We start from the raw sequence: 14,017 nt of genomic DNA, 5'->3' as shown, positions 1-14,017 counted from the left end.
GCCGGAAATGGTCAGTTGGTGAGTTGTTCGACGAGTTCCGCGGCGCTGTCCACAGAGTCCAGCAGGGCGCCGACATGCGCCTTGCTGCCGCGCAGAGGCTCCAGCGTTGGAATCCGGACGAGCGAATCGCCGCCGAGATCGAAGATCACCGAGTCCCAACTCGCCGCGGCGATGTCGGAACCGAAGCGGCGCAGGCATTCGCCGCGGAAGTACGCGCGGGTGTCGGTCGGCGGGTTGTCGACCGCGTCGATCACCTGCTGCTCGGTGACCAGGCGCTTCATCGAGCCACGCGCCACCAGCCGGTTGTACAGGCCCTTGTCCAGCCGGACGTCGGAGTACTGCAGGTCGACGAGGTGCAGCCGCGGCGCCTGCCAGCCGAGGTTCTCGCGCTGACGGAACCCCTCCAGCAACCGCAGCTTGGCCGGCCAGTCGAGGATCTCGGCGCATTCCATCGGATCGCGTTCGAGCAGGTCCAGGACATGAGCCCAGGTCTCGACGACGTGGGAGGCCCGCGGATCCGGGTCCCTGATGTCGACGAGTTTGGCCACCCGGTCCAGATAGACTCGCTGCATCGCCAGGGCGGTCATCTCACGACCGTCGGCCAGCGCGACCGTGGCCCGCAACGACGGATCGCGGCTGATCACATGGACGGCGTGCACCGGCCTGGCCAGCGCCAGATCGGACAGGTCCAGCCCGTACTGCGGGCCCTCCTCGATCAGGTCGAGCACCAGGGAGCTGGTCCCGACCTTGAGGTAGGTCGACGTCTCGGCCAGGTTGGCATCGCCGATGATGACGTGCAGCCGCCGGTACTTGTCGGCGTCGGCGTGCGGCTCGTCGCGGGTGTTGATGATGCCGCGTTTGAGCGTCGTCTCGAGGCCGACCTCGACCTCGATGTAGTCGGCCCGCTGGGACAGCTGGAAACCGGGATCGTCGCCCGACGGCCCGATGCCGACGCGGCCGGATCCGGTCACCACCTGCCGGGACACCAGGAACGGGGTGAACCCCGCGATCACCGCGGAGAACGGGGTCTGGCGGCTCATCAGGTAGTTCTCGTGCGACCCGTAGGAGGCGCCCTTGCCGTCCACGTTGTTCTTGTAGAGCTGCAGCTTGGCCGCGCCGGGCACGCTCGCGACGTGGCGGGCGGCGGCCTCCATAACGCGCTCGCCTGCCTTGTCCCAGATCACCGCGTCCATCGGGTCGGTGCACTCCGGCGCCGAGTACTCCGGGTGGGCATGGTCCACGTAGAGCCGGGCGCCGTTGGTGAGGATCATGTTGGCCGCGCCGACCTCGTCGGCATCGACGATCGGAGCCGGTCCGGACGCCCGGGACAGGTCGAACCCGCGGGCGTCGCGCAGCGGGCTTTCGACCTCGTAGTCCCACCGTGTGCGCTTGCCGCGCTGGATGCCGGCGGCAGCCGCGTACGCCAGCACCGCCTGAGTCGAGGTCAGGATCGGATTGGCGGTCGGATCGGACGGCGATGAGATGCCGTATTCGACCTCTGTTCCGATGATCCGTTGCATGTGGCCAGCCTAGGTGACGGCCTGTGCACCCCGGGCCGCCAGGTATTCGGGTCGTGGCCGAGGGGCGGCGAACGGGTCGGTCAGCGCGTTGTCGACCGAGTTGAAAACCAGGAAGACGTTCGACCGCGGCAGCGGTGTGATGTTCGATCCCGAGCCGTGCAGCAGATTCGCGTCGAACCAGAGCGCGGTCCCGGGCGGACCGGTGAACTGGTGGATGTCATGGGTGTCGACAGCCTTGGTCAACGTCGTCTGGTCCGGCACGCCGATGTTCTGCGCCACCAGTGAGGTGTCGTGGTTGTCCTCGGGCGTGGCGCCGACGCAGGGATAGAACGTCTGGTGCGATCCGGGGATGACCATGAGCGACCCGTTGTACGGATAGTTCTCGGTCAGGGCGATCGAGCACGAGACGGCGCGGATCGCCGGCATGCCGTCCTCGGCGTGCCAGGTCTCGAAGTCCGAATGCCAGTAGAACCCCGTCCCGGTGAACCCGGGCATGAGGTTGATCCGGGCCTGGTGGATGTAGACGTCGCCGCCGAGCAATTGCCGAGCGACCGGCAGCACCGTCTCCAGCCGAACCACCTGGGCCACCAGGTCGCTCAGCAGATGCGGCTCGAAGATCGACCGGATCGTGCCGCCCGGCTCCCGGATCACCCGCGGGTCGTCCCTTTCCAGATCCGCTGCCACCCTGTCGATTTCGTGCCGCAGCAGCGGAAGCCAATCGTCCGACACCGTCTCGGGCGCCACCAGGTAGCCGTACTCGGAGAAACCGTCCAGATGAGGCTGGCTCAACGGCCCGTCGGCGACACCGCCCCACACCACAGGCTCGTGGCGCGGTATCGGCTCGATCGCGTGCTCGAGCCGTGTCGGGTAGCGATCCTCGACCTGGGCCGTAACGCCTTCGGCGTCCCGCTGTGCCGTCATGCGACAGACTGCGGCGCCGGGTAAACGCCGTTCTCGTCGTGCACCTCCCGCCCGGTCACGGGCGGATTGAACACGCACAGCATCCGCAACTGCTGATCGCAGGTGACCCGGTGGCGATCGTTGTTGTTGAGCAGGTACATGGTTCCGTCGGCGAGCGGGTACTGCTGCCCGGTCTCCAGATCCGTCAGCGTGCCGGTGCCCTCGATCACCCAGACCGCCTCGACGTGGTGCTGATAGTGGAACTCGTTGACCGACCCCGACTCGATGGTGGTCTCGTGGAACGAGAACCCGACGCCGTCGCCGGCCAGGATGATGCGCTTGGATCGCCAGCTGGCGTCGGCCACGTCGCGGTCGGTGCCGGTGATCTCAGCTGTGGTGCGAACAATCATGTTTCAAGCCTCCTCAGGCCAGCGCGACGGCGACGGACTCGGCGAGAATGTCGAGCCCCTCGGACAATTCGGTCGGAAGGGTGGTCAGCGGCGGCAGCAGTTTGACCACCTCGTCGGACGGACCGCTGGTCTCCATCAACGCACCGCGCTCGAAGGCGGCCCGGCAGACCTGTCCGGCCAGGTCGGCCTCGTCGAACTTGAGGCCCTGGGCCATTCCCCGACCACGGGCGGTCACGCCGTCGTGGGCAGCGGCGATCTCTTCCAGCCGCGCCCGGATCAGCTCACCCTTGACGGTCGTGTCGTTGCTGAATTTATTGTCCGCCCAATACGTCTCGAGCGCCGCCGTGGCGGTGATGAAAGCCGGGTTGTGCCCACGGAAGGTGCCGTTGTGCTCCCCGGGTGCCCACACATCCAGATCACGGCGGAACAGCGTGAGCGCCATCGGCAGACCGTAGCCGCTGACCGACTTCGATATCGTGACGATATCGGGCACGATGCCGGCGGCCTCGAAGCTGAAGAACGGTCCGGTACGGCCACAGCCCATCTGGACGTCATCGACGATCAGCAGGATGTCACGCTTGCGGCACAGCTCCGCGAGGGCCTGCAGCCATTCGATCCGTGCCACGTTGAGACCGCCTTCGCCCTGGACGGTTTCGACGATCACCGCGGCGGGGCGGTTGAGCCCGCTGCCCGAATCGTCGAGCACGCGCTCGAACCACTGGAAGTCCTCGGTGACCCCGCCGAAGTAGTTGTCGTAGGGCATCGGGGTGGCGTGCACCAGCGGGATGCCGGCACCGGCCCGCTTCATCGAGTTGCCGGTGACCGACAGCGCTCCGAGCGTCATGCCGTGGAATGCGTTGGTGAAGCTGATGACCGACTCGCGGCCGGTCACCTTCCTGGCCAACTTCAGCGCGGACTCCACGGAGTTGGCGCCGGTCGGGCCGGGGAACTGCACCTTGTAGTCCAGCCCGCGCGGACGCAGGATGAGCCGTTCGAAGCTCTCCAGGAACCGCTGCTTGGCCACGGTGGCCATGTCGAGCGAGTGCACGATCCCGTCGGAGACAAGATATTCGAGCAACGGCTCCTTGAGGGCGGCGTTGTTGTGGCCGTAGTTCAGCGCCCCCGCACCGGCAAAGAAGTCGATGTAGGTGCGCCCGGCGGTGTCGGTCACCCAGGAACCCGCAGCACTGTTCATGACGGTGGGCCAGCTGCGGCAATAGCTGCGGACCTCGGACTCGACCGAACTGAACACGTCGGGAAGGTCAGATTCGGACAACGGCGCTGTCGTAGCGAGCAGCAAGGGATAATCCTTCCAATCAATTCAAACTGGTTATCAGACAACTGATTTTCAGCGAGAAAGCGGTGTGGCGATGGGCCCCATCCGCAGAATCGGCTCGTCTTCGTGAGCCCCGCCGGCGTCGAGAAGATCGCATCCGAAATGCGGGTCCTCGACCAGCGGCACGCCGTGACGGCGCGCGAAGGCGCCGAAGAATGCGCGTGAGGCGGCGTTACCGGGCGAGACCGTGGCTTCCACGGTGACGGGGCGCCCGTCGCGCTGCGTCCGGACCCGGTGCACGAGTGCGTCGAGCATGGTGCTGGCCAGTCCCCCACCCTGCGCCGCCGGCGACACGGCGACCTGCCATACGAACAGGACGTCCGGTCGGGGAGGCGGGTGGTAACCCGTGATGAATCCGTGCAGGTCACCGTCACGCTCGGCCACTATTGACGTGGCAGCAAAATCGGTTGCCAGCAACAGATAGGCATAGGTGGAATTCAGATCGAGCACCCCGGTGGCTTCCGCCAGATCGCGGATGCCAATCGCATCGGTACCCCGTGGAGGGCGCAGGAATTCTTCCCGGGAATGGCGTCCCGGGACGCTTTCTAAAACACGCATATCGAGTTAAAAGTCACCACCGAACAGTCAGCGATCATCGTCAGTTACAAGTCATCGGTGTCCTCGACGTAAGCACACCACCCTGCCACGATCAAGCTCCGAGACCGCCTCGGGACCGCTATTTCGTCTGCACGCACCGCCGTTGACCTGCAATAACCGCACGAATCGTCAATCTCAGAAAAGCGTTAGCGTCGTTATCGAATCGTTACATTGGTGCAGGGGTACCACGATGGGACGCGACGTGCCAGCCCTTGCCGCCACCGCCGCGTCCGGCAAAATGCGCACATACCAGGGACTTGTCCGGATAATTCGGGAGAAATATTCAAATCGAAATTTAATAATCGGAGCCACCCCGCCCGGGCGAATTTCCGGTCGAATATGCTCGGACGGTTCCCCCGCGGACCGCCGCTCCTGCCACCAACGTGCAGAACGGGCAACGCCACGCGATCCGTCGCGGCGTGTCGACAACTCCGAAAACGCCGCAGCTGAGCCGGGATCGAGCACAATGACCGCCGTGGCCGACATGCGGCGTGTGCACGACTGGTTCCTCCAGCGCGGGCTTCCGCTGGTACTCACGCGCAGAGTGCGATCGCGTGCGCTTCTCGAACGCTCGGCACCGATGGTCGCCGCAGCCGGCGGGCTCATCGCGTTGATCATGCTGCTGGCCGAACTCACCGCACCCGCCGTACGCATCGCTACCGCAGTCAAACTCGGCATACTGGCCCTGCTGTTGTTCGCCGCACCGTTCGTGCTGGAACGGCTGCACCGGGCCGACACGACGCGCGGCGAGGCGGGTCGCCGCTCGGCGGCGCTGCTCGTGACGGCTCTGTTCGTCTTCGGCCTGCCGTTCGCCGACAGCGGCTTCTCCGGTATCGCTGCCGCCGAGGCCGCCGCATTCGCGCTCGTCGCATCGCTCGTGGTGTGGCTGACCTACCTGGGTTTCGGGTCGATCGCGTTGTGGGCGTTCCGGTTCGCGTGGCTGCAACTGGGAGCGCTGGGCACCCTGATGAGTCGCGCCCTGCCCCTGTTGATGCTCACGGTGGTGGTGTATTTCACCGGAGAGCTGTGGCAGCTCTCGGCCCGGATGCCCCGGCAACGGCTGTGGCAGACGATCGGGTTCCTGGCCCTGATCGCAATCGCCTTCATGGTCACCACCATTCGTGACGAGGTGCGCGCCCTGCGCGAGGATCGCGCAGGGCCCAGCGATCCGGCCGCGCTACTGGCCGGCACGCCGCTGTCGGTGCAGGACGGCCACCATCCGGGTCGCACCCCGCTGTCACGCGCCGAACAGGTCAACGTGGTGGCGGTGATGGTGGTGTCCCAGGCGATCCAGGTGGTGCTGTTCACCACCGGGCTGTTCGCGTTCTTCCTGGCGCTGGGCATCATCGCCATCCCCGACGACGTCATCGTGCTGTGGTCGGCAGAGACGGCCTGCCAGACCGGCGCCCCGCCCTGCGCCGGAACCTGGTTCGGCATCGCGATCCCGATCCCCCAGACCGTGGTGCACATGTCGCTGTTCGTGGCCGTGCTCTCCGGCCTCTACTTCACCGTGAGCACGAGTGTCGATCCGCTGTATCGCGAGAGGTTCTTCGATCCGCTGATCGCCGACGTCGCGGTCAGCCTGGCCGGCCGCGACGCGTACCTGGAGTTGGAGCGACGGTGAGACCGGTGACGTCAAGACCACACGACCCCAGGTGGTTCCGGCGATCACCAGTGCAGCTCCGGCGATTCCGGCCCCTGTGACGGGATCGCCGGCCACGGCGACACCGATGACGGCGGCCCACAGCGGTTCAGTGCCCATCAGCAGACTGACCCGGGCCGGACTCGTCGTGCGCAACGCCCGCAACTGCACCAGGAACGCGAACACCGTGCAGGCTGACACCAGGTATCCGATGACGGCCCAGTCGGCCACTCCGTAGGCCGCCGCCGTTGCCACCACCGATTGCCCCGACAGCCCGCAGAGGGCGAGCGCCGCCACGGCGACGGTGACCAACTGAACCAGAGTGGTTCGGGCTGAGTCGATCTCATGCTTCTCCGACATCCGCGCCATGACCGTGACGTGCACGGCGCGCAGCAGCGCGGCGATCACGATCACGATGTCCCCCGCCCGCGGGGCAGTCAGGCCGCCGGCCTGGGTCAGCAACGCGCAACCAGCCACCGCGAGCGCCGCCGCGAGATAGAAGCGGTACGCCACCCGATGACGCTGGATCATGGGCGTGGCCACGATGGTCAGCGCCATGATGAGGCCCGCGTTGGACGCCGATGTCATGGTCACGCCGTAGGTTTCGGCAACACAAACCGCGGCCAGGAGGACCCCGCCGACCACACCCGAGGCCCCCTCGGCGCGGGTCAATCCCGTCAGCCGCCGGCACAGGACGGCAGCCAGCACCGCTGCGGCTAGGGCGAACCGCACCACAAGAAGCGCGAAAACCGTATCGGGCGCGGCGATCTCCTTGGTGGCGAGATAGCTCGATCCCCACACGACAGCGACGACGAGCAGGCAGAGGTCGGTGGAGCGTAGGGCCATACGGACCAGCGTGTTATCCACCCAATAGTTCAGTCAAGCTAATCTTTTTTCACATTATATGTAGCATTACTTCATGGATGCCGGTCGCCTGCGAATGCTGCGTGAGCTCGCCGACCACGGCACGGTCGCCGCGGTGGCTCAGGTGCTGTCCATGACGCCCTCGGCCGTCTCCCAGCAGTTGAAGATCCTGCAACGCGAGGCCGGCGTGACGTTGATCGAACCCGACGGCAGGCGCGTGCGCCTGACCGACGCCGGGCAGGTGCTGGTCGGGCACGCCGATGCCGTACTGGCGGCATTGGACCGCGCCCGGGCCGAGATGGACGCCTACCGCAGCACCCCCCGCGGGACCGTCACTGTCTCGTTCTTTCCTTCCGGGGCAGCGATGTTGTTGGCCCCGTTGATCGTCCGGGCGGCCGAGCACGGGGTCCAGGTTCTCGGGCGCGACATCGACGTGCCGGCGTCCCGGGCGCCGGCCCAACTCGCGGACTTCGACGTCGTGGTGGTTCACCGCGACGAACGCGACGCATCGCCCTGGGGCCCGCGCTTCGAAGCCACCGAACTATTGCGGGAACCGCTGGACGTCGTCCTGCCGCCGGGGCACCGTCTCGCCGGTCGCGGCCAGGTCCGGTTGACCGATCTGGCCGACGAACGCTGGATCGGCGTCGAAGGCGGATTGATGGTCGACGACGTGCTCAACTCGATCACCATCCTGTCCGGCATCCAGCCGCGAATCACCCAGCGGATCAACGACTTCCGCGTGGTCGAGGAGCTGGTCCACGCAGGCACCGGTATCGCCCTGATGCCCCGCTACGTGAGGCTGGCGCGTGAGCTGGTGCGGCTGCCGATCACCGACATCTCGGTGGCCAGGCGGGTCGAGGCGGTCACCCGTGCGGGTGCCGCGGCGCGGCCCGCGGTGGCCGCCGTGCTCGATGTGCTGGGTGGTGTTGCCGCGGAGATCAGTTCAGCGCTCACGTGACATCCGCACGCGGTGCGCCCCGACACGCTGCACCGGCAATCACGCCGGTGCTTGCCGTACCGGTGATTGCTTGGTGCAGTAGTCGTGATGACGAACCTCGTGATGCGCAGCGCAACGCCGATCGACGGCTCCGGTGTGGCGGCAGGTAATCGTGGCGAGCTCACGATCCCGTGACCGCGTCGAGGCCGAACGCTGGTTCCTGGCCAACGGGCTGCCCGCGGCGCTGCGCCCGGGAGCACTGGTCCGGTCGGTGTGGGCGCGCTCGGCACCGGCGCTGGCCGCATACGCGTGGATCATGTTGAATTCGGTGCTGGTGGTCGGCCTGACCGGCAAGCACACCATCGCCATCGACGGCACCCCGACGCGCACAGAGTGGTTCGTGCTGGCGGTGCTGCTGCTGGTGTTGCCGACTGCCGCCCTCGTCGGGTGGGCGGTCTCCCTCGTCCCGACCAAGCGCGCCGCCGATGCGGTGTCGGCGGTGGCCTGCCTGGTGATCGTGGTGAGCGGGCTCTACGGAGGCCTGACCGCGCGGGACGGCCTGAACCTGCTCATCGAATTGCTGGTCATTGCTGCTGTATTGGTTTGCACCGCAATAGGAATCGGATCGATCCTGGGTTTTGCAGCCCACGTGACGATCTCGAATCTGGCGTCGGTCGGCAGCCTGTTCGTCCGGGCGCTGCCCGTGGTCCTGCTGACGGTGCTGGTGTTCTTCAACACCTACGTGTGGTTGATGGCATCCACCCTGAGCCGGCCCCGTCTCTGGCTGGCGCTGTTCTTCCTCTTCGCGGTCGCCACGGTGTTTCTGGTCTCCAGCACGCTGGAGCGGGTGCGGCCGATTCTGCGGCCCGACGCCAAGGAACCCGAGGACGACGGACGCTTGGCCGGCACACCGTTCGCCGACATGCCCGACCGGCCGCGGCGGGTCCGTCTGTCGAAGCCGGAACGGATCAATGTGGTGTTCGCGCTCGTGCTCTCCCAGATCGTCCAAGTGCTCACCGTCGCGGTGGTGACCGCGCTGATCTTCTTCGTACTGGGGCTGATCGTGCTCAGTCCTGAGCTACTGGCCGCCTGGACCCGCAACGGGTCACCCGATGGCCAGCTGCTGGGAATGACGTTCCCGGTCCCGCAGGCGCTGATCCAGACCACCATGTTCCTGGCCGCGTTGACGTTCATGTACCTCAGCGCCCGGGCCGTGTCCGATGTCGAGCAGCGGACCCGGTTCCTCGACCCACTGCTCGACGACCTCCGACTCACGCTGGTGGCGCGCGACCGCTACCGCACCCATACGGCGGAATCCTGACGCGTCAGAGCTTGTAGCCGATCGCGCGCAACAGATCCCGCCGGGCTGCCACGTCATCATCGGATTCGATGCCCAGCGGTGGCTCGCCGTCGATCACGCCCGCGATGCCGCGGCCGAGCGGCGTGACGGCGACGACGATGTCGACCGGATTGGCGGTGGCGCAGAAGATCGAGCAGACCTCGGGAACCGCTTTGATCGGGTTGAGGACGTTCACCGGGAACCCCTCGCGCAGGAAGATCACGAAGGTGTGTCCCGCGGCAATCGCCAGCGCATTGCGCACCGCCAATTCGACGAGGTCGGGGTCATTCCCGCTGCGGCGCACCAAGCGCGGACCGGACGCCTCACAGAAGGCCAGCCCGAACCGCAACGACGGACCGACGCCCACCATGGCCTCGTGCAGGTCCTCCACCGTCTTGATGAAGTGCGCCTGCCCGATGACGACGTTGAGGTCGTCGGGCTTGTCGACGGACACCACGTCCCAGGACAGCGCCGGTGTGGTCACAGCTTCATGCTGCCACCGGCACCGCCCGGGTGGGGCCGATTACGCCCAGCCGATCCCGACTACAGGTACTGCCCGAGGTTCGACTCGGTGTCGATGGCCCTGCTGGCCGACGAGCTCTTGCCGGTGACGAGCGTGCGGATGTAGACGATCCGCTCGCCCTTCTTGCCCGAGATCCGAGCCCAGTCATCGGGATTGGTGGTGTTGGGCAGGTCCTCGTTCTCGGCGAACTCGTCGACGATCGAATCCAGCAGGTGCTGGATACGCAGACCGGGCTGGCCGGTCTCCAGCACGGCCTTGATCGCGTTCTTCTTCGCCCGGTCGACGACGTTCTGGATCATGGCGCCGGAGTTGAAGTCCTTGAAGTACATGACTTCCTTGTCACCGTTGGCGTAGGTGACCTCCAGGAACCGGTTGTCGTCGATCTCGGCGTACATCCGGTCCACGACCTTCTCGATCATCGTCTTGATCGTCAGCGCCCGGTCACCGCCGAACTCGGAGAGATCGTCGGCGTGCACCGGCAGGGCCTCGGTCAGGTACTTCGAGAAGATGTCCTGTGCCGACTCGGCGTCGGGCCGCTCGATCTTGATCTTGACGTCCAGGCGGCCGGGCCGCAGGATCGCCGGGTCGATCATGTCCTCGCGGTTGGACGCGCCGATGACGATGACGTTCTCCAGCCCCTCCACGCCGTCGATCTCCGAAAGCAGCTGCGGCACAACGGTTGTCTCGACATCGGAGCTGACGCCGGTGCCACGGGTGCGGAAGATCGAGTCCATCTCGTCGAAGAACACGATCACCGGGGTGCCCTCGGAAGCCTTCTCACGGGCGCGCTGGAAGATCAGCCGGATGTGCCGTTCGGTCTCACCGACGAACTTGTTCAGCAGCTCGGGGCCCTTGATGTTGAGGAAGTAGCTCTTCGCCTCGCGGGCGTCGTCGCCACGAACCTCGGCCATCTTCTTGGCCAGCGAGTTCGCCACGGCCTTGGCGATCAGCGTCTTACCGCAACCGGGCGGGCCGTAGAGCAGCACACCCTTGGGTGGACGCAGCGAGTACTCGCGGTAGAGCTCCTTGTGCAGGAACGGCAGCTCGACGGCATCGCGGATCTGCTCGATCTGGCGGCCCAGGCCACCGATGTCGTTGTAGCTGACATCGGGCACCTCTTCGAGCACCAGATCCTCGACCTCGGCCTTGGGGATGCGCTCGAAGGCGTACCCGGCCTTGGTGTCGACCAGCAGTGAGTCGCCGGGCCGCAGTTTGCGCGGCCGGTCGTCGTCGAGCGCGTTCTCGGAATCCTCGGGCAGGTCCTCGACGGCGATCAGGGGCTCGGCCAGCCAGACGATGCGTTCCTCGTCGGCATGCCCGACCACCAGCGCCCGGTGGCCGTCGGCCAGGATTTCGCGCAGCGTGCTGATCTCGCCGACCGCCTCGAAGTGGCCGGCCTCGACCACGGTGAGCGCCTCGTTGAGCCGGACCGTCTGGCCCTGCTTGAGCGACGCGGTCTCGATGTTCGGGGAGCAGGTGAGTCGCATCTTGCGGCCCGAGGTGAACACGTCGACGGTGTCGTCCTCGTGGGTACCCAGCAGCACGCCGTAGCCGCTGGGCGGCTGCCCCAGCCGGTCAACCTCCTCGCGCAGGGCGAGGAGCTGCTGACGCGCTTCTTTGAGGGTGTCCATGAGCTTGGCGTTACGGGACGCGAGCGAGTCGATCCGGGCCTCAAGCTGGTGAACGTCACGTGCACTGCGCAGTCCGCTCTGGGGACCTACCGCATTCTCCAACTGCTCACGCAGAACCGCGGCCTCACGGCGCAGCGATTCCAGCTCGGCGGCATCATCGCTGGACATGGGCTGCGAGTAGCCAGCCGAGAAACTCTCGGCGTGACCCTCCGAACGCTCTGACTCACTCATATTGCGCTCCCTCCCGCACCGCAAGTTGGTGCAGTAACAACTTCAACGCTACCGGCGATTCAGCCATTGTGTGCGCTCTAGGAACTAGACACACCAGCACCACTGTTAGCCTCTAAGTTCAGTTGGTCCGATCGAAAGGACAGTCGTGACCCCGAAAACCCTCGTTACCGGCTTTATCACCGCAGCTGCAGCCGCCGCCGTGGTGGGCGGAGCAGCGGCGGGTGTGACTTCTATTGCATCCAGCGGCATGTCGACCTCGCCGGCCATCCAGCCGGTGGTGTTCGGCGCGCCCCTGCCTGCCACGCCGGCACCGGACCTCGCGTCGCCACTGACGCAGACCCTGCAGGCACTCGCCGGCGGTGGCTCGTTCAGCGGCAAGGCCCTCTACATCCAGGGCGGCATCGGTCGCATCGAGAGCATCGCCGCCGACCGCGCCTACAACAAGGCCGCCGCTGAAGGAAAGTTCCCGCTGACCTTCAACATCGCCAACATCGATGACCAGGGCGGCGTGGCATATGCCGACGTCACGGCCACCTCGGCCACCGGCGGCACCGCCACCCAGAACATCCAGTTCGTCGCGGGCCCGAGCCCGACCGGCTGGCAGATCTCCAAGGGATCGGCCATGGCGTTGCTGTCCAACGTCGGCTGAGTAGGTAGTTGAACCGCACCCGTTTCGCAGTCCTGAGTGCCGCCACGATCGTGGCGGCACTTGGGCTCTGTGGGTGTAGTAGTGGCGAGCATCCGGCCAAGACCTCGCACCCGACGACGAGCGCGCTGACCACCGCCCCGGAAGCACCACCTTCCGCACCGCTGCCGGCCCCCGAAGCGCTGACCGGCGTGCTGGACCGGCTGGCCGACGTGAGCGTTCCCGGCGCCGACAAGGTGGTCCTGGTCGAACAGGGCACCGCCGATGACGCCGCCGCGCTGGACAAGTTCGGCCGTGCGCTGGCCGACAACGGATTCACCCCGCTGACCTTCGAGGCCACCGATCTGGCCTGGTCGCAGACCGAGCCGCGCAATGTGGTGGCGACCGTGAAGGTCACCGCGGGCGGCGAGAAGTCGGCCCGCGACTTCAGTTTCCCGATGGAGTTCACCCCGCACGGCGACGGCTGGCAGCTGACCAGACACACCGCCGATCTGCTGCTGGTGATGGGCGCGGGTGCCGAAGCATCTGCGCCGCCCGCCCCGACTCCACCCCGCTGAGACGCCATGTGGATCGGCTGGTTGGAATTCGACCTGCTGCTCGGTGATGTGCACTCGCTCAAGCAGAAACGCTCCGTGATCCGGCCGGTGATCGCCGAGCTGCACCGCAAGCTCGCGGTCTCGGCGGCCGAATCAGGCACCCAGGATCTGCACCGCCGGGCCGGCATCGGCGTCGCTCTGGTCGCCGCCGACCGCGCGCACGTGGTCGAGGTGCTCGACGCCGCCGAGCGGATGGTCGCGGCCCGCCCCGAACTCGAACTGCTCTCCGCGCGGCGGGGCCTGCACCACAGCGACGACTAAGCCGTCAGACCCCCGACTCGGACGTGACGGCGGACTCGACGGCGAGCTGACGTTTCTTGCGCAGCGGAACGGGCGCCACCGCGCCCGGCGCCAATTTGCGCGCGCTGACCAAAAAGGCGGTGTGGCCGCGCATGTTGTGTTCCGGCCGGACCGCCAGCCCCACCACATGCCAACCCCGCTGCATGCTTTCCCAGGCCCGCGGTTCGGTCCAGCACTGCTGCTCGCGAAGCGCCTCGACGACCCGCGACAGCTGGGTGACGGTGGCGACGTAGACCATCAGCACACCACCGGCCACCAGCGCCTTGGAGACGGCGGGCAGCACCTCCCAGGGCGCCAGCATGTCCAGGACCACGCGGTCCATCTCCGGGCCGTCGTAGTCGGCGAGGTCGGCGATCACCAGGTCCCAGTTCTCCGGGCGCTCACCGAAGAACGTGATCACGTTCTTCTCGGCGGTCGGGGCGTGATCGTCACGGATCTCATAGGACGTCACGCGGCCCTCGGGGCCGACCGCCCGCAGCAGCGAGCAGGTCAGCGCGCCGGATCCGGCACCGGCCTCCAGCACCCGGGCGCCCGGGAAGATGTCA

At 66.7% G+C, this 14,017-nt stretch carries 14 protein-coding genes and 1 pseudogene; 6 read left to right on the top strand and 9 right to left on the bottom strand.

Annotated elements, in window-relative coordinates:
- Window positions 1-11: 11 nt before the first annotated feature.
- The 5 genes from dop to ectA are packed head-to-tail and all read right to left on the bottom strand — an operon-like array spanning window position 12 to window position 4,724.
- Complete coding sequence (gene dop / locus TX88_RS30750) at window positions 12-1,520, bottom strand: depupylase/deamidase Dop (RefSeq protein WP_044523881.1); 1,509 nt, start codon at window positions 1,518-1,520, stop codon at window positions 12-14.
- Window positions 1,521-1,529: 9 nt separating this feature from the next.
- Window positions 1,530-2,441 carry an ectoine hydroxylase gene (gene thpD / locus TX88_RS30745; protein ID WP_044523878.1) on the bottom strand — a complete coding sequence of 304 codons (912 nt, stop codon included), beginning with the start codon at window positions 2,439-2,441 and terminating at the stop codon, window positions 1,530-1,532.
- Complete coding sequence (locus tag TX88_RS30740) at window positions 2,438-2,830, bottom strand: ectoine synthase (RefSeq protein ID WP_044523876.1); 393 nt, start codon at window positions 2,828-2,830, stop codon at window positions 2,438-2,440. The genes thpD and TX88_RS30740 overlap by 4 nt, the downstream gene beginning before the upstream one ends.
- Before the next feature lie 13 nt (window positions 2,831-2,843).
- Entirely contained in the window at window positions 2,844-4,130 is a 1,287-nt protein-coding gene (gene ectB / locus TX88_RS30735; protein WP_044523874.1) for a diaminobutyrate--2-oxoglutarate transaminase, read from the bottom strand.
- Window positions 4,131-4,178: 48 nt separating this feature from the next.
- Window positions 4,179-4,724 carry a diaminobutyrate acetyltransferase gene (gene ectA, locus TX88_RS30730; RefSeq protein WP_044523873.1) on the bottom strand — a complete coding sequence of 182 codons (546 nt, stop codon included), beginning with the start codon at window positions 4,722-4,724 and terminating at the stop codon, window positions 4,179-4,181.
- Window positions 4,725-5,229: 505 nt separating this feature from the next.
- Here ectA and TX88_RS30725 point away from each other — a divergent pair.
- A complete protein-coding gene (locus TX88_RS30725; protein ID WP_044523871.1) occupies window positions 5,230-6,387 on the top strand; it encodes a hypothetical protein in 1,158 nt (385 codons plus the stop codon).
- A gap of 45 nt (window positions 6,388-6,432) precedes the next feature.
- Here the strand turns inward: TX88_RS30725 and TX88_RS35785 are convergent.
- Window positions 6,433-7,251: pseudogene (locus tag TX88_RS35785) on the bottom strand (DMT family transporter); the annotation flags it as partial.
- Window positions 7,252-7,324: 73 nt separating this feature from the next.
- On the opposite strand from TX88_RS35785, the gene TX88_RS30715 reads away from it, so the two are divergent.
- A complete protein-coding gene (locus TX88_RS30715; RefSeq protein WP_044523867.1) occupies window positions 7,325-8,227 on the top strand; it encodes a LysR family transcriptional regulator in 903 nt (300 codons plus the stop codon).
- 151 nt (window positions 8,228-8,378) lie between these two features.
- On the top strand, window positions 8,379-9,527 hold the full coding sequence (locus TX88_RS30710; RefSeq protein ID WP_044523866.1) for a hypothetical protein: 1,149 nt from the start codon (window positions 8,379-8,381) through the stop codon (window positions 9,525-9,527).
- A gap of 4 nt (window positions 9,528-9,531) precedes the next feature.
- Here TX88_RS30710 and TX88_RS30705 read toward each other — a convergent pair whose 3' ends face one another.
- Together TX88_RS30705 and arc are read right to left on the bottom strand one after the other, a co-directional pair.
- A complete protein-coding gene (locus tag TX88_RS30705) occupies window positions 9,532-10,029 on the bottom strand; it encodes an adenosine-specific kinase (protein ID WP_044523864.1) in 498 nt (165 codons plus the stop codon).
- A gap of 59 nt (window positions 10,030-10,088) precedes the next feature.
- Entirely contained in the window at window positions 10,089-11,930 is a 1,842-nt protein-coding gene (gene arc, locus TX88_RS30700) for a proteasome ATPase (RefSeq protein ID WP_044523862.1), read from the bottom strand.
- A 145-nt stretch (window positions 11,931-12,075) separates the two neighbouring features.
- Between arc and TX88_RS30695 the strand changes: the two genes are divergently transcribed.
- Genes TX88_RS30695 through TX88_RS30685 form a run of 3 tightly spaced genes read left to right on the top strand, consistent with a single transcriptional unit; the run spans window position 12,076 to window position 13,433 of the window.
- Window positions 12,076-12,579, top strand: a complete 504-nt coding sequence (locus tag TX88_RS30695) for an MTB12 family secreted protein (protein WP_044523860.1) — start codon at window positions 12,076-12,078, stop codon at window positions 12,577-12,579.
- A gap of 8 nt (window positions 12,580-12,587) precedes the next feature.
- Entirely contained in the window at window positions 12,588-13,133 is a 546-nt protein-coding gene (locus TX88_RS30690) for a lipoprotein LppK (RefSeq protein ID WP_044523858.1), read from the top strand.
- 6 nt (window positions 13,134-13,139) lie between these two features.
- A complete protein-coding gene (locus TX88_RS30685; protein WP_044523857.1) occupies window positions 13,140-13,433 on the top strand; it encodes a DUF503 domain-containing protein in 294 nt (97 codons plus the stop codon).
- A 4-nt stretch (window positions 13,434-13,437) separates the two neighbouring features.
- Here TX88_RS30685 and TX88_RS30680 read toward each other — a convergent pair.
- Window positions 13,438-14,017, bottom strand: a 580-nt coding sequence (locus tag TX88_RS30680) for a tRNA (adenine-N1)-methyltransferase (RefSeq protein ID WP_044523855.1), incomplete at its 5' end; no start/stop codon positions are given.

Origin of the sequence: Mycolicibacterium septicum DSM 44393 (genome assembly GCF_000455325.1) — a bacterium.
Lineage (GTDB): Bacteria > Actinomycetota > Actinomycetes > Mycobacteriales > Mycobacteriaceae > Mycobacterium > Mycobacterium septicum.
The sequence above is the reverse complement of the archived record's forward strand: the minus strand, read 5'-3'. Positions and strand labels throughout refer to the sequence as shown.

Excerpts from the sequence above, each read along its gene's own strand:
- ectA (WP_044523873.1), bottom strand. The coding sequence starts at position 4,724 with ATGCGTGTTTTAGAAAGCGTCCCGGGACGCCATTCCCGGGAAGAATTC.
- TX88_RS30685 (WP_044523857.1), top strand. The coding sequence starts at position 13,140 with ATGTGGATCGGCTGGTTGGAATTCGACCTGCTGCTCGGTGATGTGCAC.
- arc (WP_044523862.1), bottom strand. The coding sequence starts at position 11,930 with ATGAGTGAGTCAGAGCGTTCGGAGGGTCACGCCGAGAGTTTCTCGGCT.
- TX88_RS30725 (WP_044523871.1), top strand. The coding sequence starts at position 5,230 with ATGACCGCCGTGGCCGACATGCGGCGTGTGCACGACTGGTTCCTCCAG.
- thpD (WP_044523878.1), bottom strand. The coding sequence starts at position 2,441 with ATGACGGCACAGCGGGACGCCGAAGGCGTTACGGCCCAGGTCGAGGAT.
- TX88_RS30740 (WP_044523876.1), bottom strand. The coding sequence starts at position 2,830 with ATGATTGTTCGCACCACAGCTGAGATCACCGGCACCGACCGCGACGTG.
- TX88_RS30715 (WP_044523867.1), top strand. The coding sequence starts at position 7,325 with ATGGATGCCGGTCGCCTGCGAATGCTGCGTGAGCTCGCCGACCACGGC.
- dop (WP_044523881.1), bottom strand. The coding sequence starts at position 1,520 with ATGCAACGGATCATCGGAACAGAGGTCGAATACGGCATCTCATCGCCG.